General features: G+C 43.6%; 23 protein-coding genes, 1 pseudogene and 1 other annotated feature. Of the genes and pseudogenes, 17 read left to right on the top strand and 7 right to left on the bottom strand.

Annotation, left to right across the window (positions count from 1 at the left end; all coding sequences use genetic code 11):
• Window positions 1–5: 5 nt before the first annotated feature.
• Window positions 6–1,370 carry an HD domain-containing protein gene (locus LOSG293_RS02335; RefSeq protein ID WP_034526562.1) on the bottom strand — a complete coding sequence of 455 codons (1,365 nt, stop codon included), beginning with the start codon at window positions 1,368–1,370 and terminating at the stop codon, window positions 6–8.
• 13 nt (window positions 1,371–1,383) lie between these two features.
• Window positions 1,384–2,208 (bottom strand): lipoate--protein ligase family protein, encoded by an 825-nt coding sequence (locus LOSG293_RS02330; protein ID WP_034526560.1) that lies wholly within the window; start codon window positions 2,206–2,208, stop codon window positions 1,384–1,386.
• Window positions 2,209–2,527: 319 nt separating this feature from the next.
• Between LOSG293_RS02330 and LOSG293_RS02325 the strand changes: the two genes are divergently transcribed.
• The 6 genes from LOSG293_RS02325 to LOSG293_RS02300 all read left to right on the top strand — a co-directional run bounded on the left by LOSG293_RS02325 (window position 2,528) and on the right by LOSG293_RS02300 (window position 7,716).
• Window positions 2,528–2,908: a VOC family protein gene (locus LOSG293_RS02325; RefSeq protein ID WP_034526557.1), complete on the top strand. Its 381-nt coding sequence runs from the start codon at window positions 2,528–2,530 to the stop codon at window positions 2,906–2,908.
• Between the two features lie 50 nt (window positions 2,909–2,958).
• A complete protein-coding gene (locus LOSG293_RS02320; RefSeq protein WP_439950828.1) occupies window positions 2,959–3,429 on the top strand; it encodes a YwiB family protein in 471 nt (156 codons plus the stop codon).
• Between the two features lie 45 nt (window positions 3,430–3,474).
• The gene (gene rpoE / locus LOSG293_RS02315; protein ID WP_034526552.1) at window positions 3,475–4,089 is read left to right on the top strand and encodes a DNA-directed RNA polymerase subunit delta; all 615 of its coding nucleotides are present in this window, start codon (window positions 3,475–3,477) and stop codon (window positions 4,087–4,089) included.
• A 205-nt stretch (window positions 4,090–4,294) separates the two neighbouring features.
• Entirely contained in the window at window positions 4,295–5,902 is a 1,608-nt protein-coding gene (pyrG, locus tag LOSG293_RS02310; protein WP_034526549.1) for a CTP synthase, read from the top strand.
• Window positions 5,903–6,076: 174 nt separating this feature from the next.
• On the top strand, window positions 6,077–7,354 hold the full coding sequence (murA, locus tag LOSG293_RS02305) for a UDP-N-acetylglucosamine 1-carboxyvinyltransferase (RefSeq protein WP_034526547.1): 1,278 nt from the start codon (window positions 6,077–6,079) through the stop codon (window positions 7,352–7,354).
• A 113-nt stretch (window positions 7,355–7,467) separates the two neighbouring features.
• Window positions 7,468–7,716 carry a type B 50S ribosomal protein L31 gene (locus LOSG293_RS02300; protein ID WP_034526545.1) on the top strand — a complete coding sequence of 83 codons (249 nt, stop codon included), beginning with the start codon at window positions 7,468–7,470 and terminating at the stop codon, window positions 7,714–7,716.
• Window positions 7,717–7,817: 101 nt separating this feature from the next.
• Here the strand turns inward: LOSG293_RS02300 and LOSG293_RS02295 are convergent, their stop codons facing one another.
• Window positions 7,818–9,035, bottom strand: coding sequence for a multidrug efflux MFS transporter (locus LOSG293_RS02295; RefSeq protein ID WP_034526638.1), 1,218 nt, complete (start codon window positions 9,033–9,035; stop codon window positions 7,818–7,820).
• 133 nt (window positions 9,036–9,168) lie between these two features.
• Between LOSG293_RS02295 and LOSG293_RS02290 the strand changes: the two genes are divergently transcribed.
• Window positions 9,169–9,867 carry a class A sortase gene (locus LOSG293_RS02290; RefSeq protein WP_034526543.1) on the top strand — a complete coding sequence of 233 codons (699 nt, stop codon included), beginning with the start codon at window positions 9,169–9,171 and terminating at the stop codon, window positions 9,865–9,867.
• 48 nt (window positions 9,868–9,915) lie between these two features.
• Here the strand turns inward: LOSG293_RS02290 and LOSG293_RS02285 are convergent, their stop codons facing one another.
• Window positions 9,916–10,374 (bottom strand): low molecular weight protein-tyrosine-phosphatase, encoded by a 459-nt coding sequence (locus tag LOSG293_RS02285; RefSeq protein WP_034526541.1) that lies wholly within the window; start codon window positions 10,372–10,374, stop codon window positions 9,916–9,918.
• 148 nt (window positions 10,375–10,522) lie between these two features.
• On the opposite strand from LOSG293_RS02285, the gene LOSG293_RS02280 reads away from it, so the two are divergent.
• The 8 genes from LOSG293_RS02280 (at window position 10,523) to LOSG293_RS02250 (ending at window position 17,721) form a co-directional block, all read left to right on the top strand.
• Window positions 10,523–11,101: a LemA family protein gene (locus LOSG293_RS02280; protein WP_034526635.1), complete on the top strand. Its 579-nt coding sequence runs from the start codon at window positions 10,523–10,525 to the stop codon at window positions 11,099–11,101.
• 10 nt (window positions 11,102–11,111) lie between these two features.
• Entirely contained in the window at window positions 11,112–11,999 is an 888-nt protein-coding gene (gene htpX, locus LOSG293_RS02275) for a zinc metalloprotease HtpX (RefSeq protein ID WP_034526539.1), read from the top strand.
• Between the two features lie 236 nt (window positions 12,000–12,235).
• On the top strand, window positions 12,236–13,606 hold the full coding sequence (locus tag LOSG293_RS02270; RefSeq protein WP_034526537.1) for a UDP-N-acetylmuramoyl-tripeptide--D-alanyl-D-alanine ligase: 1,371 nt from the start codon (window positions 12,236–12,238) through the stop codon (window positions 13,604–13,606).
• Window positions 13,607–13,765: 159 nt separating this feature from the next.
• Entirely contained in the window at window positions 13,766–15,346 is a 1,581-nt protein-coding gene (cshA, locus tag LOSG293_RS02265; RefSeq protein WP_034526534.1) for a degradosome RNA helicase CshA, read from the top strand.
• Window positions 15,347–15,529: 183 nt separating this feature from the next.
• A complete protein-coding gene (gene acpS, locus LOSG293_RS02260) occupies window positions 15,530–15,892 on the top strand; it encodes a holo-ACP synthase (RefSeq protein WP_034526532.1) in 363 nt (120 codons plus the stop codon).
• Window positions 15,892–17,010, top strand: a complete 1,119-nt coding sequence (alr, locus tag LOSG293_RS02255) for an alanine racemase (RefSeq protein WP_034526530.1) — start codon at window positions 15,892–15,894, stop codon at window positions 17,008–17,010. Before acpS ends, alr begins: the two co-directional genes overlap by 1 nt.
• A 114-nt stretch (window positions 17,011–17,124) precedes the next feature.
• Window positions 17,125–17,283, top strand: a complete 159-nt coding sequence (locus LOSG293_RS09915) for a hypothetical protein (protein ID WP_160171695.1) — start codon at window positions 17,125–17,127, stop codon at window positions 17,281–17,283.
• A gap of 42 nt (window positions 17,284–17,325) precedes the next feature.
• Complete coding sequence (locus LOSG293_RS02250) at window positions 17,326–17,721, top strand: type II toxin-antitoxin system PemK/MazF family toxin (RefSeq protein WP_152551075.1); 396 nt, start codon at window positions 17,326–17,328, stop codon at window positions 17,719–17,721.
• An 87-nt stretch (window positions 17,722–17,808) separates the two neighbouring features.
• On the opposite strand, the gene cbpA is transcribed toward LOSG293_RS02250, so the two are convergent.
• Complete coding sequence (gene cbpA / locus LOSG293_RS02245) at window positions 17,809–18,450, bottom strand: cyclic di-AMP binding protein CbpA (protein ID WP_034526526.1); 642 nt, start codon at window positions 18,448–18,450, stop codon at window positions 17,809–17,811.
• 169 nt (window positions 18,451–18,619) lie between these two features.
• Between cbpA and LOSG293_RS02240 the strand changes: the two genes are divergently transcribed.
• On the top strand, window positions 18,620–19,807 hold the full coding sequence (locus LOSG293_RS02240) for a cation:proton antiporter (RefSeq protein ID WP_034526524.1): 1,188 nt from the start codon (window positions 18,620–18,622) through the stop codon (window positions 19,805–19,807).
• A gap of 22 nt (window positions 19,808–19,829) precedes the next feature.
• Window positions 19,830–20,063: a binding site (T-box leader), on the top strand.
• A 61-nt stretch (window positions 20,064–20,124) separates the two neighbouring features.
• Window positions 20,125–21,240, top strand: a pseudogene (locus tag LOSG293_RS02235) (5-methyltetrahydropteroyltriglutamate--homocysteine S-methyltransferase).
• Between the two features lie 44 nt (window positions 21,241–21,284).
• Here LOSG293_RS02235 and LOSG293_RS02230 read toward each other — a convergent pair.
• Together LOSG293_RS02230 and LOSG293_RS02225 are read right to left on the bottom strand one after the other, a co-directional pair.
• Window positions 21,285–22,670: a L,D-transpeptidase family protein gene (locus tag LOSG293_RS02230; protein WP_034526522.1), complete on the bottom strand. Its 1,386-nt coding sequence runs from the start codon at window positions 22,668–22,670 to the stop codon at window positions 21,285–21,287.
• A gap of 166 nt (window positions 22,671–22,836) precedes the next feature.
• Complete coding sequence (locus LOSG293_RS02225) at window positions 22,837–23,796, bottom strand: L-lactate dehydrogenase (RefSeq protein WP_034526520.1); 960 nt, start codon at window positions 23,794–23,796, stop codon at window positions 22,837–22,839.
• Window positions 23,797–23,914 lie beyond the last annotated feature (118 nt).

Here is a 23,914-nt window from a genome sequence, read left to right as displayed (position 1 = left end):
TGAGTTTAAGACTCCTTTGGATTAGTAATGTGATCGTTCAAAATATAATGATTAAATTCCTCATAAATGGGTTCGAACAGCTCGATCATTTCTGAGTCGGGTAACAGCATTTCCCGTGGGAAGAAGAAGCGTTGGTCTCCAGAAAATTTACCGGTGATGGCGCTAACTAGGCTGCTGACGGTTGATAGTTCGACTAATGAGCCATCCTTTTGCATCAGCTCGATTTGCGTCATCGGCTTCTTGAGGTTCGGATCGTACGCATCATAAGGCAAGTCGTAACTATTGTTGATAGCCGTGTAATAGGTGGCGTCGAAACCGGCCTTCGTAATCAATTCCACTAGCTTTGGAATTAACGGCTCGGTTTCATCGTCAAAAGCTACTGATTTCAACGGCTTACGGTCCAGGAAGCGTACAGCTAAATCGCGAAGGACGCTATCATGAGCGGAACGCCATTGGGCAAAGTAAGTTGTCATGGTTGCGTCATCCAACAGGAGGTAGTCGTCCAAATCAAATTCGTTATGGAAAAACGGCATTAACAGGTATGGATTTAATTTGGCAGCTTCCGGACTGTCCGAGGTATAAAGTTCCTTAGCACGTTGGAGCAAATGGGCCAAGATGACTTCCATTGCTCGGGAAACAGGATGGAAGTAAATTTGGACGTACATTTGAAAGCGACTCATGATGTAGTCTTCCACCGCGTGCATACCATCGATTTCAAAGGTGATGCCACCTTTGTATGGGCGCATGACCCGCAAAATTCGCGTTAAATCAAAGGTACCATATTTGGTACCGGTATTGTAAGCATCCCGAAGTAAGTAATCCATGCGATCGGCATCGATTTGACTGGAGATCATTTGGACAACTTGCTTGTTAGGATAAGTTTTTTGAATCACGGAAGCGACTTTTTGAGGGAAATCGGGGGCGACACGGCTCAGAATCTGGTTGACCTCGGTTTGGGGTGAGGTCAAGATTTCGACCGTAATCGCTTCGTGATTAGTGTGAAAAATATGTTCAAAGGTGTGAGAATAGGGGCCGTGGCCGATATCATGCAATAGGGCGGCACAAAGCGCGACGAGGCGCTCAGAGTCATCCCATGACCCATCACCTGGTTCTTGGGTGGGGTAATTACGCTTGAAATTATCACAAATTCGGCGAGTAATTTCGTAAACCCCTAACGAGTGCCCAAATCGGGAATGTTCAGCGCCGTGGAAAGTAAGGGAGGTCGTTCCTAATTGTTTGATTCGACGTAAACGCTGAAATTCCTTGGTGTTAATGAGATCCATGATGACTTGATATTGGACGTAAATATAATTGTGAACTGGGTCGCGAAAAACTTTTTCACGAGGCAAAATTTCATCTTGATAAGACAAACGTTTGGTCCTCCTAGTTTAGTGTTGGTTGGCGTTTTTGCATTTTGGCGTATTCCTTGTCGAATTGCGCTTGGTAGTTTGCTTCAGCCATAAAAGTTTCGATTTTTGCTGAGCTGGCACGCATGCCAGCCGTCTGCAAAGTTTGCGTCATTTTTTGTCGTACGTCAGCCGTGGTCATGGGCGTACGGTAAAGATCCTCAAGTGTCGTCATTGTTTCTGGCCAAACCTCTGGGACATCCAAATCGTTTGGTTCGCCACCCAGGCCTTTGTCATAGAAGCGCTTGACCATTTCCCCGCGAAAGCCCTGGTTGCCTGTAACACTCAAGTACAGCATGATGGTGAGGGCGTTTGGCGTCCGTCGCTGTGAAATACCAGCAATTTTTTGACCGTTGACGCTGAGATCGTAGTCACCTGGACAGTAAGAATGTTCGATTTCGTAATGATCAATCTTTAACTCAGGGAAGGTTTGCGAAATGAGTTCTTCCATTATTTGGTAGGCGTGATCCACTGAAACGCGGTTAGAAGCCTGGGGAAGAAAAATGGAAACGTTGAGGATGCCACCGTCACTGACGACGGCTAAGCCACCGGAATTTCTCAGAAAATAATCGTAACCATCTTGTTTAACACTCGCAAGACCATCCGCCAAGTGTGGGAGGCGTTTGTCTTTGAGGCCTAGAATTAGGCATGGATGCGTCGTCCAAAAATGGAGTATTGGCTGATTCAAGTCACTCACTAAATTCAAAAAGGAGTTCGTGTACGCAAAGGCGGCCAGGTTATCTCCTTGCTTGATGGGGGTGTTAATGGTTTGAATCGATTCGAAATTTTCTGAAATAATCATGGCGAAGCTCCTTTGTTAAAGCATCTAATTAATTGAACTGCTTAACTTAATCATGCTCCAGAAGTCACTAGTTTCACGTCGTTGTCGATGGGACTACCGCGCAGTTCGCGAGTCCCAGTCGCAGGTGCCTCCGCCTAACTACGATTAACGAACAATTCCAGAAACGAATTATTCGCCAATCTAGGTTAGTGCTCAGCAACTACCCAACTTCTGTCACAACTTCTTTTTATTATAGCGGAAAAACCGACTACCGTCATTTGAATGACCGCCTAAGATGGTATAATGGACATATCTATTCAATACGAGAGGAAATTAAAAAATGAAAATTAAGGATATTGATCATATTACGTTAACCGTGACCGATCTCGAAGCAACTTTACGTTTTTATCACGAAGTATTTGATATGCCGATAATTGATCGGAACGATAACCAGCATTACGTTCTTTGTGGGAAACAGGCCATTAAATTTCAAGTTATAGACAAGCCAAACTTACCAATTGCTAAGGCGCCGACTCCTGGAGCAGCGGACTTCTGTATCATTGTGAAGGATCCTCTGGAAGAAGTAGAAAACCATTTAAAGAGTTATTATGTCGATATAGTGGAAGGACCTGTTAATCGAATTGGTGCACACGGGCCGATAACTTCTATTTATGTGCGTGACCCGGATCAAAATCTCATTGAAATTTCTGAATACCACTAGGTAAATCGAATTCGAATTAAGTAATCTGGTTGCGTTAGCGTTATAATGTAATGGAACTTATTAAGGAAGGTGTGTGGCTTTTGGATAATTCATCAGCAGGCGTACCTGCCGTTATTCATTTGCAAACAGTAACAATACAAGACGGCGAGCAGTCGGATTATGTGCTCGACGTTGAGGGCAGACTCGTTCAGATTGGTGAAACGCTTTATCTTCGTTACCAGGAAATGAACGAGGAAGAGGATTCACCAGCAACCGTAACGTTGAAGATTCTGCCCAATGGGGATGTCCAACTGACGCGGAACGGCGACAACCGTTCCCGGCTCTTTTTTAGTGATGGCAAACGTGTCCAGGCACAGTACAAAACGCCATACGGCTTGTTAGCTATCGATACTGTCACACCATCGTTGAAGCTTCAGTTCAACGATACCCCGTTTGGCGGTAGCGTTAGCATCGACTATTTCCTTTATGCTGGCGAAGAATTATTAAGCGAGCATAAGATTAGATTGCAATTTACGGTTTAAGCGAGTATAGTGTTTTGGTAGACTGCGGAAAGGACGTGCTCCAGTTTGGAATTAAAAATCTTTGAAGGCCAAAATAAAAAGGAACTATCTATGATCGAAGTTGCACACGCTATTCTTTCAGAGCGTGGCGACACAATGGGTTTCGCAGATTTGGCAAATGAAGTTCAACAGTATTTAGGAGAAAGCGACGAAGAAATGCGTAAGCGACTTTCTCAATTCTATACGGATTTGAACATTGACGGCAGCTTCATTTCGTTAGGTGATAATCTATGGGGCCTACGTACTTGGTACCCATTCGAATCTATCGACGAAGCAACTGTCCATGCCGAAGAGGATGAAGACCAACCTAAGCGTAAAAAGCGTAAGAAGGTTAACGCCTTTCTTGCCGATACTGCCGACGATGATGATGTTATCGATTACGACGATGATGATCCTGAAGATCAAGACACTATTGATGATTCAGACGATGATTACGCCGCTGATGAAGATGACGATTCAACCGAAGACATTAACAAATACAAAAATGATTTAGCCGATATCGATGACTCAGACGATGCAGACGAAGAAGATATCCCGGACGGAATCGAAGGTCAATTGCAAGAATTGAATGATGATGACGATTTCGACGACGATGAAGAAGACGAAGAGAGCAACAAGTAATTTCTTTTCGACTTTTGCTTGACGACTGTTGATTCACACGGTATTATGTTATTTGGGCTCCCTATGAGTAATAGGGACAAACGAACGGTTTAGCTCCCTATTCATTTTGAATAGGGAGCTTTTTTATTGTTAAAATTCATGTTCACATGATCAATTGCAAGTGTGTCGGGCCATACCCAAAATAAAAAGACAAGGAGTTCATAACATGACTAAGTACATTTTTGTGACTGGTGGCGTTGTTTCATCATTAGGAAAGGGGATCGTTGCAGCATCCCTCGGTCGTTTGCTTAAAAATCGCGGCTTAAAGGTAACGATTCAAAAGTTCGATCCTTATATCAACGTAGACCCAGGCACGATGAATCCCTACCAACACGGTGAAGTGTTCGTCACCGATGATGGTACCGAAACAGACCTTGATTTAGGGCATTATGAACGCTTTATCGATAACAACTTGAACAAGTATTCTAACGTCACAACAGGGAAAATTTACTCAGAAGTACTCCAAAAGGAGCGTCACGGAGATTACCTTGGTGCAACGGTTCAAGTGATTCCTCATATTACGGGGATGATCAAAGAAAAAATCATGCGTGCTGGAAAGACGCTGGATGCTGATATCGTCATCACCGAAATTGGTGGGACCGTTGGGGATATCGAATCACTGCCATTCTTGGAAGCTATCCGTCAAATGAAGGCAGAAGTGGGCGACGACAATGTCATTTACATCCACACGACCTTGATTCCTTACTTACGGGCTGCTGGTGAAATGAAGACCAAGCCAACTCAACACAGTGTTAAAGAACTTCGTGGATTAGGGATTCAACCAAACATTTTGGTAGTTCGGACTGAAGAATCAATTACAGACGATATGCGTCGTAAGATTGCCTTGTTCTGTGATGTGAAGCCTGAAGCTGTTATTGAATCAAAGGATGCACCAACGCTTTATTCAATTCCACTCCGTTTACAAGAACAAAACATGGATCAACTTGTGATTGATCATTTGAAACTTAAGGCACCTAAGGCCGATATGACCGAATGGGCAAACCTTGAAAACCACGTTCAAAACTTAAAGAAGACCTTCAAAATTGCCCTGGTCGGGAAGTATGTTGGCTTGCACGATGCCTATATTTCCGTTGCTGAAGCATTGAAGCACGCTGGCTATCCAGTTGATGCTGACATTGATTTACAAATGGTTGACTCAGAAAACATTACTGAAGATAACGTGAAATCAATTATTGGCGATGCAGACGGTATTATTGTCCCTGGTGGATTTGGCGATCGCGGAATTGAAGGCATGATTACTGCCATTCAGTACGCACGAGAAAATAATGTCCCATTCTTGGGCATTTGTTTAGGTATGCAAATGGCTAGTGTTGAATTTGCTCGTCACGTCTTAGGCTATCAAGATGCCAACTCAACTGAAATGAACCCTAACGTTGCTCACAAGATTATCGACTTGATGGCTGATCAAGAAGATATCCATGATATGGGTGGGACGCAACGACTTGGTTTATACCCATGTAAGTTGGTGCCAGGTACTAAAGCAGCTGCCGCTTATGACAACAAAGCCGAAATTGGTGAACGTCATCGTCACCGTTATGAATTTAACAACGCTTATCGTGACGAAATGACCGCTAAGGGCCTTGTCTTCTCTGGAACATCACCAGATAATCACTTGGTTGAAGTGATTGAATACCCAGAAAATGACTTCTTTGTGGCTGCCCAATACCACCCAGAATTCTTATCACGCCCAACGAAGCCCGAAGGATTATTCCGTGATTTCATTGCGACCGTTGATAAACAACTAGCTAAATAGTAAAATTGCAAATGCTCGACTTCATAAAAGTTGAGCATTTTTTAGTAGCCATCAAACGCAAATTAATTATTACATTTTGCGTGATTCATCAATCAAGTATTGTATTTTTCATTGGCTTTATTTATGATGGATTGAGATTGTTGAATCGGATATTTTAGCGAGGAATCTTATACAATGAAGAAAATGATAATCGAAGGCGGTCATCGCCTATCAGGCGAAGTTACAATTGGTGGTGCCAAAAACAGCACTGTCGCCTTAATCCCGGCAGCCATATTGGCGGATACGCCCATTAAATTTGATATGGTTCCCGACATTCTTGACGTTCACAACTTGATGGTCATTCTCAAGTCGATGAATGTGCATTCGGAATTTGAAGACGGCGTCCTTAGCATTGAGCCAACAGAGATTGTGGAGGCACCATTACCTAGTAAAGCAATTAAAAGTCTGAGAGCCTCATATTATTTTATGGGTGCTTTACTTGGACGTTTTAAACGAGCAACAGTGAGTTTTCCCGGTGGTGACAACATTGGTCCCCGACCAATTGACCAGCACATCAAGGCGTTTCGGGCCATGGGTGCGGAAGTCACTGAGATTGACGGGACAGTAAAAATTGAAACCGGTAGCGAAGGCCTTCACGGCGCACGAATCTTTTTAGACCTCGTGTCCGTTGGGGCAACCATTAACACGATTCTGGCGGCCGTTAAGGCTGAAGGCCGGACGGTTATTGAAAATGCCGCTAAGGAACCGGAGATTATTGATATTGCGACGTTCCTGAACAACATGGGCGCCAATATTCGTGGTGCTGGAACTGATGTCATCAGAATTGAAGGCGTTCCAACCCTTAAAGCGAAAGCAACACATACCATCATTCCCGATCGGATTGAAGCCGGGACTTACCTATCGATGGCAGCTGCAGTTGGGGATGGCATTACAATCAATAATGTCATTCCAGAACATTTAGAGGCCTTTACTGCTAAGCTAGTTGAAATGGGTGTTGATATTACAATCAACGAAGACAGCATTTACGTTGGTAAATCAGTCGAATTGAACCCTATTCAAGTTAAGACGATGCCTTTCCCTGGCTTTGCGACGGACTTGCAACAACCGATTACGCCGCTTTTGCTGCGAGCAAAGGGAAGTAGCATGATTGTTGATACCATTTATCCGAAGCGCGTTAAGCACATTAGCCAACTTCAAAAAATGGGCGCTAATATTCGTAGTGAACAGAACATGATTGTAGTAGAGCACACCGACACGTTGAGTGGTGCGGTAGTCGATGCCGGCGAAATTCGGGCAGGGGCTTCACTGATGATTACGGCTATGATGGCAGAAGGCATCACCGAGATAGAAGACGCAGAAAACATTTTGCGTGGCTACGATAGTATTATCCGTAAGCTGACCGCGCTACATGCCGTGGCTAAACTGGAAAATAGTCAACCTGTCGAGTCCTAATTTTCTTAATTTAGTGCATTGCCAGAAAAAACGTTTCGTGTTATAGTACAAAGGTTGGTTATTCATGAATCTCTGTTTCAGCAAATGATTCAGGGCAAAGGAGCGAAGAAATTATGAAAAAAGATATTCATCCAGATTACCATAAGGTTGTTTTCCAAGATTCAAGTACTGGCTACAAGTTTATCTCTGGTTCAACAGCCACTTCAGAGGAAACAATCAAGTGGGAAGACGGTAACGACTACCCATTGATCCGTGTTGAAATTTCATCTGACTCACATCCATTCTACACTGGTAAGCAAAAGTTTACTCAAGCCGATGGTGCGGTCGATCGTTTCAACAAGAAGTACGGTTTATCAAACTAAAGAACAATTCGAAAGTCGACCCTGCGTCGGCTTTTTTCTTTGGTCTTTTTCCGCAATGGTACAAAAATAGGAGCCCGGAATTTATTCCGTGGCTCCTATTTTTAGATTTGATCTAAATGTTTTTTGCGCATGGACTTCGTATTGAACCAGACCATGGTGAAGTTGAGTAAGACTAAAATTGATGTTGAGATGAAAACCGCTCGGTAATCAAACGTATTTGACACAAACGAGCCAATCAGGGGGCCTAAGACGTTCCCTACGGCCTGGAATGATTGGTTGTAGGAGAAAACCCGTCCGGTGACTTCGGCCGGCGTGTTCTTCGATAAGAGGGTCTGAACGGCGGGCAACATTGTGGCGTTCGAGATACCAATTAGAAAACGCAGGACAATGAGCATCCACACGTTGGTAACGAAGGCCATCGGGATATAAACAATAATGGCGAAAATGAACCCAACCGACAGCACTAATTCCGTCCCAAATTTATCACCTAGTCGGCCAAGTCTGGGTGCTGCAAAGAGTGTTGCAACACCTGGGACAGCAGCGACAATTCCGCTATAGAAGGTGACTGGTGATCCGGCCGGCATGATTTGACGAACAAACAACGCTAAGATAGGTGAAATGGAGTTGTTTGAGGCTTGGATAATCAGTGTGGTAACAAACATTCCTAAAATCAGTTTAGGATTGCGAAGGACTTTGACGACTTCGTTTGTTGAAAGCATATCTGCTTTTTCAACGGGGGTAAATTTCTCATGAACAAAGAAGTAACTGAGGAAAAAAACTGAAAGTAGCAAAGCACCCGTGATAAAGAAGGTGACTCGATAGGAGAAGACCTCAGCGAGAATCCCACCAAGTAGGGGACCAAAGAGCGAACCACCAACATAACCGGTTGCCAGAGTTCCAAGGGCTTGCCCGCTTTTTTGCTTGGGAACTTGAGTGGCCATTAAGGCGTTAGCGTTACTAATATAGCCGGAAAAGATGCCTTGGATAAAGCGCAAGGCCATAAGTTGCCAAACACTGGTTACCAGGCCCATTAAGGCCATGATGAATGACATTCCAAGTGAGGCTCTCAAAAGCATAACCTTTCGGCCTTTACTGTCCGCTAGCTTTCCCCAGATTGGTGAAGCGATTGCGGTGACCAAATAGGTGGCTGAGAAGGTGATCCCAGAGTATAAATTTAATTCGGTTTTGGAGAAATTTCCCAATGTATCAACGTATAAGGATAAAAATGGCATAATTTCGCTGAATGCCAATCCAGCCATGAAGGTACCAAACCAAAGAACTACTAAGTTTTGGCGCCACATCGGCTTTTCAGTCGGCATGTCAGGTGTTTCAGTTTTCAAAAAATCAATCTTCTTTCATTTGCAAGTCGCATAGTTTAGAATTATCTATGGGTATTACCTTAACATTTAATGCTTTAATAGTCATTAATCACTACTCCTGGGGGACACACGCATGGCAAAAAAACGGAAAAATAAATTTGGTACTTGGTTATATCGAATTGGCTTCACGATTTTGGTACTCATTTCGTTAGGCTTAATTTTAAATCAGCAAATTAAAAACTGGTTGGTAACCTCCTATCAGCCTGAGATTACGCAAAAGTCAGTTAAGAAAAACGAAAAAAAGAAGGCTAACTTTGATTTTAGTGATGCAAAACGCTTGGACTTTTCAACAGTGGCGCGGGCACGACTTAATGAGAAGGACATTAGCGTTGTGGGACAAATACTGGTCCCCAGTTCCAAGGTTCATTTGCCAGTCGCTAAGGGGGTTAGCAACGAAACGTTAGCCTTAGCTGCCGGAACCCTGAGAGCAGACCAAAAGATGGGTGAAGGTAACTACCCGTTGGCTGGACACCATATGGTGCGAAAGGATGTTTTGTTTAGTCCGCTTTTCTTCAAGACGAAGGTTGGAGATTCAATTTATCTGACTAACATGAAAAAAGTGTTCAAGTATAAGGCCTACACTCGTAAGTACATTGCGGCTACCCGGGTCGATGTGGTGGATCAGACCAAACGAGATATTGTCACGTTAGTTACCTGTGACGCAACGGGGGCTGGTCGGCTCATGATTCGTGGGAAACTAGTTGATAGTTACGCCTACAAGGATGCACCAACAACGATTAAGAAACAGTTCAACGGTAAGTTTAATAATTGATGAAAGCAAACAGGGAACCACATTCATTATGAATATGATTCCCTGTTTTTAGTTACTAATCTTGTTCAGCCACGATGGCAGTGCCGACATGAGTAGGTCATAAGTGTATTCGAATTTGTGCGTGTACCAAGGGTCTGGAATTTCTTGACCTTCGTGACCCGGTACGATATCGAGACACAGGTGGATTTTTTGTTCAGTCCCGGCTGGGGCCATTCGTTTTAGATTGGCCACGTTTTGTTGATCCATTGTAATGATGTAATCAGCGGTTTCGAAATCTTGTTTCGAAATTGGCTGGGATCGAAAGCCGGTGAAATCGAGCCCATGACGGCGCATCGTTTCCTGAGCACCAGGATGAGGAGGGTTTCCCTCTTCTTCAGTACTTGTGGCTCGTGAAGAAACGGTAATGGCATTTGATAAGCCAGCCTCATCAACCAAGTGATTGAAGATGGCCTCGGCCATGGGTGAGCGACAGATGTTTCCTAAGCAAACAAAGACAACTGATTTCATATGGTTTCACTCCTAATCTAATAGCGGTATTCTAGTGATTTTTAAAGAACTCGTCAAGTTTTTGCCGCAGGAACGATGTTTCTAGTATAGGGGCAGAAAGTCTGCTAAGATAAGGTTAAATACAGAGGGAGAAGGTTATTAGATGAATATGACTTGGCTTATTGTTATTGTGATTGTCGCGCTGATTGCCATCATTTATGTGGTGCAATATAACGGCTTGATCAAAATGCGAACTTACGTAGAAGAATCATGGAGTCAGATTGATGTGCAACTGAAACGACGGAATGATTTAATTCCTAATTTAATTAGCACGGTTAAGGGTTACGCGAATTTTGAACAAGAGACATTGGCGAAGGTAACCAGTCTTAGAAATCAAATGGCTAACGTGCCCGCTGGTGATCGCCAGAAGACCATGGCGGTTTCTAACGAATTGAGTGGCGCCATGAGTTCCTTCTTCGCCGTAGCGGAAAACTATCCAACGTTGAAGGCAGACGCTCAGTTTACTAAATTGATGGAAGAGTTGGCAAACACTGAAAACAAGATTGCTTACTCCCGTCAACTTTATAATACGTCAGTTGCCAACTTGAACCTGAAGATTCAAAGCTTCCCAAGTAATATCGTTGCTGGGATTCATCACTTCAAGCAGGGCGACTATCTACAAGTTCCCGAAGAAGAAAAAGAAAACCCAACCGTTAACTTTGACGAGTTTAAAGGATTTGACAAGTAGGTGAATTTGGTTGTTATTTCAGCAAATTGCACAAAATAAACGTAAAACCATATATGTGATGGTCGGCTTCATTTTGTTTGTCAGCCTGATTGGCGCAGCTATCGGTTACTTCTACGGTAGTTGGATTGGCGGACTATTACTTGCGGTTGTGATAGCGGTTGTTTATACGCTTATCATGGTTTCGCAATCCACGAGCGTCGTCATGGCCATGAACCACGCACATGAGGTGACGGATGCAAATGCGGCACCAGAACTTTTTCACGTGGTGGAGGATATGGCGATGGTTGCTCGAGTCCCAATGCCAAAGGTTTATATTATCGATGACCCGAGTCCGAACGCCTTTGCAACGGGTAATAATCCTGAACATGCGGCGGTGGCCGCAACGACTGGCCTATTAGCGATGATGAATCGTGAAGAGTTAGAGGGTGTGATTGGACATGAAATTTCACATGTTCGGAATTACGATATTCGGATTTCCACGATTGCATTAGCGCTCACCTCAACTATTTCTATCCTGGTGAACTTTGGGATGCGTGGCCTATGGTGGGGCGGTGGAAACCGTGATCGTAAAGAAGGGTCAAACCCAATTGATCTCATTTTAATGGTTCTTTCCTTGTTGGCCATTATCTTGGCGCCAATTGTGGCGACGATGATTCAGTTGGCATTATCCCGTAATCGGGAGTACCTGGCCGATGCTTCGAGTGTTGAATTGACACGAAATCCTCAAGGGATGATTTCAGCCCTAAGAAAATTAGAGGGTGGTCAGCCGATGAAAAATGTTGATTCAGCAAGTGCCGCACTTTATATTTCGGATCCAGCCAAGAAAAAGCGTGAAAGTTCCTTGTTCTCAACCCATCCAGCGATTGCGGATCGGATTGAACGTTTGGAGAAAATGTAAGATAACCATAATCGAATATTCCTCAGTAACGTTCTCACGACGGTGTTTTGATGAGAATGGGCTGGGGAATTTTTATTTTGAATTTGAAAATTTAGAATATGGTATAATAGTGATTAGCGTTTTTAGCCTGATTTTAAGGCATACAGTTTAGCGGTTAATTGAAGGAGGGCAAATTGTGAGAATGGTTTGGTCTCTTTTACTTTCAGTGAACCGCCACAAAATAGGAGTTTTAAATTATGAAAATGCAACTTGCTGAAATTGCTAAAGCGGTAAATGCAGAAAACGATATCGAACGGTGGAAAACCCTTGAGGTTTCGAGCGTCAGCTTTGATAGTCGTGAGGTGACAGAGGGCGCTTTGTTTGTGCCATTGATGGGTGAACGTGATGGTCATACGTTTGTTGACAGTGCGGCCAAGAATGGTGCCGTAGCGACATTCTGGTGTCGTGACCATACTGATATTTCAACGGATCTGCCAGTTATTGTGGTTAAGGATACGTTACAAGCTTTGCAGGACCTCAGCCGTTACTATTTGATGAAAATCAATCCTCGAGTTGTGGCTGTGACTGGCTCCAATGGTAAGACAACCACTAAGGACATGATTGCAGCATTGTTAGCGACCCAGTTCAACGTCACAAAGACCCAGGACAACTTTAACAATGAAATTGGTGTGCCAGTTACCATTCTATCAATGGAACCGACGACTGAATTGTTGGTTGTTGAAATGGGGATGGATCGACCTGGCCAGCTTGAATTTCTTAGCAAGTTAGCTCAGCCTGATTTGGCGGTAATTACCATGATTGGTGAGGCTCATATTGAGTTTTTTGGTACCAGAGATAAGATTGCTGATGCCAAGATGGAAATTACCAGTGGCTTGAAAGCGGATGGCGTTTTCATTTATAACGGCGATGAGCCGCTGTTGCGAGAACGAGCAGAGGCAATCAGTCAATATCAACGGACGTTTGGCCGTGAAGCAATCAATGACTTCTATCCAACTGACATTGTGGCGACACCAACTGCAACTTCGTTTAAAACGAACCGTTGGCCAGATGAAACGTTCGAAATTCCACTGATTGGCGAATACAACGTTAACAATGCATTAGCTGCGTTAGCCGTTGCAGCGACCTATCAGATTCGTCCCGAGAACATGCATCAAGCCTTGAAGGACTTTGACATTACCGAAAATCGAACAGAATGGATGAAGGGTGCCCGCGGAGAACAAATCCTCAGTGACGTTTACAATTCAAATCCAACAGCTGTGAAAGAGGTGCTGAGTGCCTTTATCCAAGTACCAGCTAAACGAAAGCGAATTGCTGTACTTGGTGATATGCTGGAACTGGGAACGGATGCAGATGCGATGCACGCTGAATTAGCAGATTATCTTCATCCCGACCAAATTCAGTCATTGTATTTGATTGGTACACATATGAAAGCTTTAGAAAATAAGCTGATTACCATTTACCCTTCTGACTCACTCCATTATTTTCCAACCACTGATCTTTCGGCGCTCATTATGCAACTAGACAAGGAAGTGACCGAAGATGACTTAGTGTTGTTGAAGGGGAGTCACGGGATTCATTTGGAAGAAGCCTTGAACGCCCTCAAATAACTTTTGTTGCTAATCTATTGGTTTAGTTGTATAGTAGTTTAGTTACGTTTAAAAGAAGATTAGAACAGTCATTGTCACATTTGCTGCGCAGTACGACGGAACGGATTTTTCGTTAGCGGTAAGTTGTCATAATGAGCGTTTCCACAGGAGGAAATTTATTTGAAGTTTAGTGAACTTGGGTTGTCTGATAACATTTTAAAGGCAATCAAGAGAAACGGCTATGAAGAAGCGACACCAATTCAGGCCGAGACCATTCCTTTGGTATTACAAGGGAAAGATATTATTGGACAGGCACAAACTGGAACTGGTAAGACCGCTGCGTTTTCATTACCGATTTTAGAGAAGGCTGATTTACACAACTCTGCTATTCAAGCACTAGTGGTTTCACCTACTCGTGAACTTGCGATTCAAACGCAAGAAGAAATTTATAAGCTGGGTAAAGACGAACATGCCAAAGTACAAGTTGTGTACGGTGGTGCTGATATTCGTCGTCAAATTAACAGTTTGAAGAGTCACCCACAAATTATTGTGGGGACACCCGGTCGTCTTTTGGACCACATTCGTCGTGGGACAATCAAGTTGGACCATGTTAATACGTTAGTATTGGATGAAGCAGATGAAATGCTTAACATGGGCTTCCTTGACGACATCGAAGATATTATCAAGCAATTACCTGAAGAACGCCAAACGTTGCTATTCTCAGCAACGATGCCTGCTGAAATCAAGCGGGTAGGTGTACAATTCATGAAAGATCCACAACACATTAAGATTAAGGCCAAGGAATTGACCACTGATCTTGTGGACCAATATTACGTTAAGGTTAAAGACTTTGAGAAGTTCGACGTCATGACTCGTTTGTTCGACGTACAAGCACCTGATTTAACGCTTGTTTTCACGCGAACAAAGCGTCGTGTTGATGAAATTACTAGTGGTTTACTGGCTCGTGGTTACAACGCTGCTGGTATCCATGGTGATTTAACTCAAAAGCGCCGGATGCAAATCCTGAACCAATTTAAGAGCGGTAAGTTAGATATCTTAGTCGCAACCGATGTGGCTGCTCGTGGGATTGATGTTAATGACATTACTCACGTTTATAACTTCGATATTCCTCAAGATCCAGATAGCTACGTTCACCGTATCGGCCGTACCGGTCGTGCCGGACGTCATGGGGTTTCATTAACATTCGTTGCGCCTAGCGAAATGGATTACATGAGAGAAATTGAAAAGTTAACTAAGGTGCGCTTATTACCATTGAAGCCACCTACAGATGACGAAGCTTTGGTTAGTCAATTAGCCAACGCTCAGTCAACTGTTGATGACTTAATCAACCGCACGGATACTGAAAAGTATCGTGAAGTTGCTGAATCATTAATGGAAAAATATGATGCAGTTGATCTCGTTGCAGCATTGTTGAATGATGTAACGAAGGATGACACTAACCAAGTTCCTGTTAAGATTACACCAGAACGCCCATTGCCTCGTCGTAAATCAGGCGGTAGCAAGGGTGGTTATCGTGGCGGTAGCCGTAACCGTAGTGGTCGTTCTAACGATCGTCGTGGCGGTGGCTCACGTGGTGGTCGCGGTGGCGATCATCGTTCAGGTGGCGGTTCACGCGGAGGTCGTTCAAGCGATCGTCGTGGCGGTGGTGAACACCGTAGCAGCAACAATGGTGGCGGTGCTCGTAAGAGTCACAGCGCATCATCAAGCAGTCGGGCCTTCACAATCAGAACTAAAGACTAAGCGATTTAAACGAAACGACTACACCAATCTGGTGTGGTCGTTTTTTATTTTGCTATCAATTACAATTAGTGGAATTTAAGATGATAGATGGATAAAAAAGCCCAATTTGCCCGGTTTGGATATCAGCCGAATTGGGCTTGATATGCTATAATTAAAGCCTGAACAAAACGACGGAGGCAAGCCATGATCTATGGAATTGGCATTGATATAGAAGAAATTGACCGCTTAGATCGCGGGGGTGAATCATTAAGTTCGCTGGCTAACCGGATTCTAACGGAGACTGAGCTAAACGCTTATCAAGCGTTGACAGGACGTGCGGCTTTAGTTTATTTGGCTAATCGTTGGTCGGCCAAGGAGGCCTATAGTAAGGCATTTGGGACAGGAATTGGTAAAAACTTATCGTTCAAACAATTGGAGATTGCTTCCGATGCGCTAGGAAAACCAGGATTCGTGAAGCACCCATTTGAGGGAAATGCCTTTTTATCCATTTCGCATACTAAGCAACTCGTCATGACAGAAGTTATTTTAGAAAGGATGTCGATCTAATGGCCGTAGGAATTCATAGACCAACCGTATTAACCATTGATTTGGAGGCAATTCGTTATAATGTGAAAACTGCCAAGGATCACCTACAGAATGGTGCTGAACTATTTATGGTGGTAAAGGCAAACGGGTACGGTCACGGCCTAGTACAAACGGCTATGGCTGCCAAGGAGGCTGGCGCTACCGGTTTTTGTGTGGCTATTCTAGATGAAGCTATTGAACTACGACAAAGTGGTTTTACGGACCCAATTTTAGTGCTGGGGATTACGTCACCAGAGTACGCTCATTTAATGGTTGAACAAAAGATTGCTGCAGCAGTCGGTTCACTTGATTGGCTACAACAAGCTGAGCGCAATCTTGAAGGCATACCTGGTCAACTCTTGGTTCATTTAGCAGTGGATACGGGAATGGGACGAATTGGCTTTCGAGAAACTGACGACTTAATGGGAGCGGTTGATTTTCTTTCAAAGAGTCAATCTCTCACATTTGAAGGGATTTTCACCCACTTTGCCACAGCGGATATGAAGGACAACCGATACTTCCAAGGTCAGCTTAGTAAGTGGCAAGCGATGACGGCGGAGCTACCAGAACTGCCAAAGTATGTGCACATTTCCAATTCTGCAACCACGCTTTGGCATCATCCACTTCCCGGTATCAACATGATTCGATATGGGGCGGCGGGCTATGGCTTAAATCCATCTGGGACAGAATTGCAGCCACCGTTTGACCTGCATCCTGCGATGAGCTTGACTAGCGAAATTGTATTTTCAAAACAAATTCATGCCGGCGATAGTGTCGGGTACGGCGCAACATATACCGCTAAACAAGATGAATTTGTTGGCACATTACCAATTGGCTATGCCGATGGTTACCAACGCCGATTGGGTGGCTTTTACGTGTTAGTCGACGGTCAGAAGTGTGATATTTTGGGGCGGGTTTGCATGGATCAAATCATGATTCGGTTACCAAAATTTTACCAACCAGGGACAAAAGTCACATTAGTTGGTCGAAATGGTTCAAAAGAGATTAGTTTACAAGATTTAGCCGATCACCTAGAAACTAATCATTACGAAATTGCTTGCGGATTCTCAGATCGGATTACAAAAAAGTACGTTCACTAGTATTTTGTTTCCTTTCTGTAATAAAGCATGGTAAACTTAAAATCAGATTGTAAGGGAAATTATTTGGGGAAGTTGTCGTGACTTTAATGTTTCGCGCAAACAGGAGGAAATGACGTGCCAGACGCAAATTTTGAATTTGGTGACTATGGTGATGATTTTGAAAGATTGGCCCGTGGTTATATTGAAATGTCACAGCTTAATCGAGAAATCGTTGAAGAGTTTACCCTTTCAGAAGCAGAGGCGGAGTTGAAGCTATTTACGGAATGGAATTAACTGTGCTCATTAGCTAGTGAGTACACAAAGGGGATGGAAAAATTGGCGAACGTTGAGATAAAACGCGGCGATGTTTTCTATGCTGACCTATCACCAGTGATTGGTTCGGAGCAGGGCGGAATGAGACCCGTTTTAATTATCCAAAATAACGTTGGGAATCATTACAGTCCGACCGTAATTGTTGCGGCAATTACGGCTCGAATTTCTAAGCCAAAGATGCCAACGCATGTTGGGATTACGGCTAATCACACGGGGATTGAAAAAAATTCAGTCATCTTGTTAGAGCAAGTGCGCACGATTGATAAGCAACGACTGCGCGATCGGGTCACTCATTTGGAGGACGCGACGATGAAGAAGGTTGATTTGGCGTTGCAGGTCAGCATCGGCTTAGTGGACAAATCGAAAGTGGGGCCCACAAAGCAAAGCAAGACATCGTAGTACATAAAGCACCATATGCAAATAACATAAAAAAGCCCATCGCATTAGATTGCGATGGGTATTTTTTATGTATCTAAGTGGGCGAGACTAGTTTTCGGCTCTCAAATCTTCAATTTCTGGAACACGGAATTCTTTACGTTCCAAGGCCTTGACGATTCGGTTGAGTTTTTCTTCATCAACTTCAGCAGGTAGCGTGAACATGGTCCGGTGAACGAGCTCACCTTCCTGAGCGTCCAATGAAATCACACTGGCGATTGACGTATACTTCGTGATGATTTTTGACATGGCGGATAAATCACCACGTTCACCAGCTGAAACAATCGTCAGCACGTATGATCCAACGTTAACGTTCCAGGATTGTGAGAGCATGTCCATCAAACGTGTATGGGTCAGAATGCCATAGAAATTGTTGTTGGCGTCTAAAACAGCGATGTAAGGGAGATCCTTAATCGAGAAGAAGACGTTAAAGAATGCAGCGTTTACCGAGATAAACTTAGTCGCGTTCTTTAACAATGAGGTGACGGGAAGCTGCATGTCACCCCCACGAGACTTGTGACGATAGATGTGCATCTTGTAGATGTTGCCTCGGAAGATTTGGCCCGTTTCGTCTAAAATGGGCACACATCGATAGCCTGAATCTTCGAGAACCTTAAGAGCATCTTCCAACGTGACGTTTTCCTTAACGGTCGTCAGTCGCTCTTTAGGTTTAACAAGGGATTTTAAAAGCATATGGCAATTGCCTCCTAAATTAGAATCTTCTAATAATCTAAGATAATCATACCACATCGGCACTGTAAGGGGAATAACAATAGGTGGGAAAAGCCAGAGGATTGGGGCTAATATGCTATACTCGTAGAAATGAGTTATTCAGGATTTACGATAGAAAGGAAGTGCTGCTTTGCACACAATTGGTATTTTATTGCTGATTTTAGTCACCACAACTTTAGTTAGTCATCTATTCACGAGATTTGGATTACCATCGGTAGTGGGACAGCTGCTGGTGGGGATTTTGATTGGTCCGGCTGTGCTTGGCTGGATTCATCCCAATGGTGATATTAGTCTATTCGCGGAAATTGGTGTGATTATCCTCATGTTCAGCGCAGGGCTCGAAAGTGATATGGCCCAACTGAAAAAATATTTAAGACCAAGTCTTTTGGTTGCGGTGTTAGGGGTAATTTTTCCAGTAGCGATGGTCTACGGATTTAGCCTGCTATACCATATTAATCAGATGGAGAGCTTGTTTATTGGCGTTATCTTTGCGGCTACTTCGGTTTCAATCTCGGTTGCTGTACTGAACGAAATGAAGGCGCTGCGGAGTAAGGCTGGTGCAACAATCTTAGGCGCTGCGGTTGTTGATGATATCTTGGCAGTTGTTGTGCTGAGTATCATGACAAGCTTAATGGGTGGGCAAGCCGGACATGGTGGCGGTTCAGATACCAGTTTCTTGTTACGTTCCATTGAACAGGTCCTTTTTTTCGTTGCAATCTACGTTATCGTACGTTTCTGTGCACCAGCGATTGCCAAAGTTGGTGTTAAACTGTACGTGCCAATGAGTGAAACAATCGTTGCGCTCTCACTGGCACTTGGTATGGCACTAGTCGCTGATTTGGTTGGTCTGAGTGCTGTTGTCGGGGCTTTCTTTGCTGGAATCGCGATTTCGCAGACGGATGTTAAAAAAATTGTGATTCGCAGTATCGATCCCATTGGCTATGCCGTTTTCATTCCAGTCTTCTTCGTTAGTATTGGGCTATCAATCAGTTTTGACGGTTTTATGAACCAAATTTGGTTTATTATCACGTTGACGCTATTGGCGATTTTAACAAAGCTGGTTGGATCAGGTCTGGGTGCCCGATTAAGTCACTATACGCTTAAAGATTCGTATGTCGTTGGGGCCGGAATGGTTTCTCGGGGTGAAATGGCATTAATTATTGCCCAGATTGGTTTTGCTGCAAAATTAATTGGTGCAGAATACTACTCCGCAGTCATAACGGTTATCATTCTAACGACGGTGTTAGCACCATTTTTACTGAAACACGCTTTTTCGCTGAAATCTGATTCTGAGCAGCTTGACAAGTTGCCTGAATAACATTAGAATACGATTAAAATAAAGATAGACGATGAAGAGATGAGTAGTAACAAGTTAGCTTAAGAGAGGTCACGTTGGGTGAGAGTGACTGCAAACGCGTTACGAATATGGTCTTGGAGTAAACTTAAGTTGAGTCGCTGATGAAACTTAAGTGGTGGTGCCCATTACCGCACAAGAGTACGATTTGTACTCGTGAAGCTACTTGGCGTGAGTCGGGTAGAAATTAAGGTGGTGCCGCGTGATAGACGTCCTTGGAATAATTTTCCAAGGACTTTTTTATTGGCTATTTTTAATAAAAATGAGTAGGAGCCATAAGCATGACAGTTGACGTTAAGGTAAAGTTTCCGTATCGGTACGATGAAGTAGGTAGTCTGTTACGACAAGAATCATTGAAAAAAGCCCGTGAAGATTTTAAAACTGGTAAAATTGATGTTGATGCATTGCACCAAGTGGAAGACAAAGAAGTTCAACGAATTATTAATAAACAGGTGGACTTAGGTTATAAGGCCGTTACTGATGGTGAATTTCGTCGTAGCTGGTGGCACCTTGACTTCTTCGACGGTTTGAAAGGCGCTCACTTTTTTGAACCAGAAAAAGGTTTCATCTTCCATGGTCTTGAAACACGTAAGGGTGGCGTCAAGATTACGGATAAATTAGCGTACAATCCAGAGCATCCATTCTTTGCGGATTTCACTAAATTTCAAGCAACAGTACCAGAAGGAATTACTGCCAAGTAAACAATTCCAAGTCCATCAGTCTTTTTCCCAAATGAAGCAGCTGAAGTATTCGACGAGACTTATCACGATTTTGATGTTTATTTAGCCGATTTGATTGTGGCATACCAAAAGACAGTCCAACACTTTTATGATTTGGGATGTCGCTACTTACAAATTGATGATACATCATGGGGGATGTGGGCAAGTTTTTAAGACAAAACGATTAATCCCGACTTAAAGCCCCTTTGTGAGGCCGCCGTCAAAGCCATCAACGCGATTGCGGATACTAAACCCGATGATTTAGTTTTGACGATGCACGTTTGTCGTGGGAATTATGCGTCAACCTGGGCGGGTGCTGGGGCTTATGATCCTGTTGCCGATTATCTTGCTGAATTGCACATTGACGGATACTTCCTGGAATACGATGATGAGCGTTCAGGCGGATTTGAACCACTCGCCAAAATTGCTGCAAATGGGCGACACCAACGGATTGTGCTGGGACTGGTAACGTCGAAGACACCAGACCTCGAACCACAATCATTATTGGAATCGCGGATTCAAGAAGCTAGTCAGTATGTTCCTTTGGAAGATCTTTGCTTATCCTCACAATGTGGATTTGCCTCAACAGAAGAGGGAAACCACCTGACTGAAGCGGAGCAATGGAAGAAGTTAGAATTAGTTAGAGATACGGCTAAAAAAGTTTGGTCAATCGATTAAAAAAATCCGGTCAGCAATTTGCTGTCCGGATTTTTGATCTTTTTCTAGAAAATAATGACTGGTGTTCCGACTGAAACGACCTTATAAACCTTGCTCATTACGGAAGGCGGTGTGTTGACACAACCATGAGAGCCATGGGTAAGGTACCAGGTACCGCCGTACTTTGGTTGCCAAGATGAATCGTGAATACCAACACCGGTGTTATCCACTGGCATCCAGTAACTAACTTTAGAAGCGTACTTGGAGCCGTCATCGTTCAGGCCACGAAGGGTGGCGTTCCGTTGCTTAGACCAAACGTAGTAGACGCCGGATGGGGTCGTCCCTTTGGTTGGTTTCCCTGTCACCACATCGGTAGAAACGACAACTTTGCCGTTTCTGTAGACCCACATATGTTGGTTCTTCTTATCAACCTCAACATAGGTTTTACCAATATCGGTACCATTCTTACCGTAGCCACTGCCTTGAATGGTTGGCGTCCGATCAATGTCTTTTCCTTTAACAATGAGTCCGGCTAAAGTTTTAGCTTCGCTAGTGGTTTGAATGCTCCAGCCGTAAATCCCTGCTTTAACCTTAACTGTTCCCCGTTTAGTCGATTTGAAAGTCCGCGTCTTGTTGATAGTCGCGTACTTAGCGTTCAGCGTGCTCAGGTAAGCTTTGACTTTAGTCTGATCAACAGTCACTTTACCGCCTTGGTAAGTCAGCCATGATGCCAACTGATTTTTAGAAACGATAATCTTATGGCCAGCTAAATGATAGACAACAGAGAGACTAGCTAGTTCGCTAGCCTGTGATTTAGCCGATGTTAATTTAGCAGATTTTGACGTCACAGTGGGCTTGACGTAAGTGTTTTGAAGATTGATGGTTGTATTGCCACTGTGAAGGGCGGTGATGATGGCCTGACTTAAACGGTGACGGCTAATTTGATTACCCTGAAATTCCTTTTTAATCGTAAATTGACCGTCTTTATAAACAAGATTGGCGTTGCGAGTCGCAACGCGGTTTTGTTTTGTTTCCGTTAGGATGGTGTTAGTCAGCCTATTCAGTGAAGACTCAGTGATTGAATCCACCGTGATGTTGTCACTAGTAGCCTCTACCGTCTTAAGCTTGAAAGGCCATGACCAAGGGTTCTGGTTCTTAATCGCAGCCTTTAAAGCATGCTTTGTATGTGAAACAATACCCGATTTTTGGGGTGAAAAGCTCATAACCGTATTGTTATCTTCGGTTACTTTAAACTTGCGTTGATTGAGCGAAGCGTTGACTAATTTGGTCGCTTCACTGACTGATTTGCCACTAATATCTACGCCAGCAAAAGCCGTATGATTCATGAAAACTTGTTGATTTTGATAATGGAGGGCTTTACCGACGTATGTGCCACCGCCGATTAGAACGACGGCACCTGCGGCGATAAGCCAAATTTTACTGAGTTTCATATTGGAACCTCCTAAGATTCTCCTCTACCTCAAGATTACGGCAAATCCACGTAAAAAACAAACGTCTGTTCAAAATAATATCAGATTTTAAGAATTAAGGCATAGGACAAAAAAAGAACCCGAAATCAGAGATTTCGAGTTCTTAGATACTAGCTGTTAGTTGAAATTAAAGACCTAAAGCGTCAAGACCGTCTTTAGTAACCTTCTTCAAGGTTTCAGCAGAAGCAGCCATCTTTGCTTTTTCTTCATCGCTAAGTGGAATTTCGATAACACTTTCGATACCGTTGGCGTTGATAACCGCTGGTGTACCGATGAAGATGTCGTTCAAGCCGTATTCGCCATCAAGTGGGGCACCTACAGGGAGAACTGCATTTTCATCGCGAAGGATGGCCTTTGAAATACGCATAAGTGCAGTAGCAACACCATAGAATGTTGCGCCCTTACGGTTGATGATTTCGTAAGCCTTGTGACGAGTTTCGTCTTCAATCTTAAGCAATTCATCTTTTGTAACACCGTTTTCTTTAGCGATAGTCATTAATGGCTTTGAGCCAATAGTAGCTTCGTCGTAAGCTGCGAATTCTGAATCACCATGTTCACCCATGATGTAAGCTTCAACGTTACGAGGGTCAACGTTGAACTTCTTGCCAAGTGCTGCACGTAAACGAGCAGTATCCAAAGAAGTACCTGAACCGATAACCTTGTTCTTAGGGAATCCTGAGAACTTCCAAGTAGCGTAAGTTAAGATATCAACTGGGTTAGCAGCAATCAAGAAGATGCCGTCGAAACCTGAGTCAACGATTGGCTTAACAATCGTTGAAAGAATCTTAAGGTTTTTGTTAACCAAGTCAAGACGAGTTTCGCCTGGCTTTTGTGGGGCGCCGGCAGTGATCACAACGAGATCAGCATCCTTTGCGTCACTGTATTCACCAGAGTAAACGTTCTTTGGTGAAGTGAAGGCTTGAACGTCTTCAAGATCAAGTGCGTCCCCTTCAGTACGTTCCTTAACAACGTCCACAATTACGAATTCTTCGGCTAAACCTTGGTGCATCATAGCGAAGGCGTATGATGATCCAACAGCGCCGTCACCGACAAGCATTACTTTTTGAAACTTTTTAGCATTAGTCAAGATAATTCATCTCCTCAAACATGTTTATGTCGCTTATCAATTGTATCATGAATTTGTATATTGTTAAGCTTAATTTTGGAAAATGTGCAAAAATGAACATGAAATCACTCATTAGGAA

It is taken from the genome of Secundilactobacillus oryzae JCM 18671 (assembly GCF_000740055.1).
GTDB classification, from domain to species: domain Bacteria; phylum Bacillota; class Bacilli; order Lactobacillales; family Lactobacillaceae; genus Secundilactobacillus; species Secundilactobacillus oryzae.
Note: the sequence above shows the minus strand (reverse complement) of the source record. Positions and strands in the feature narration are given on the sequence as shown.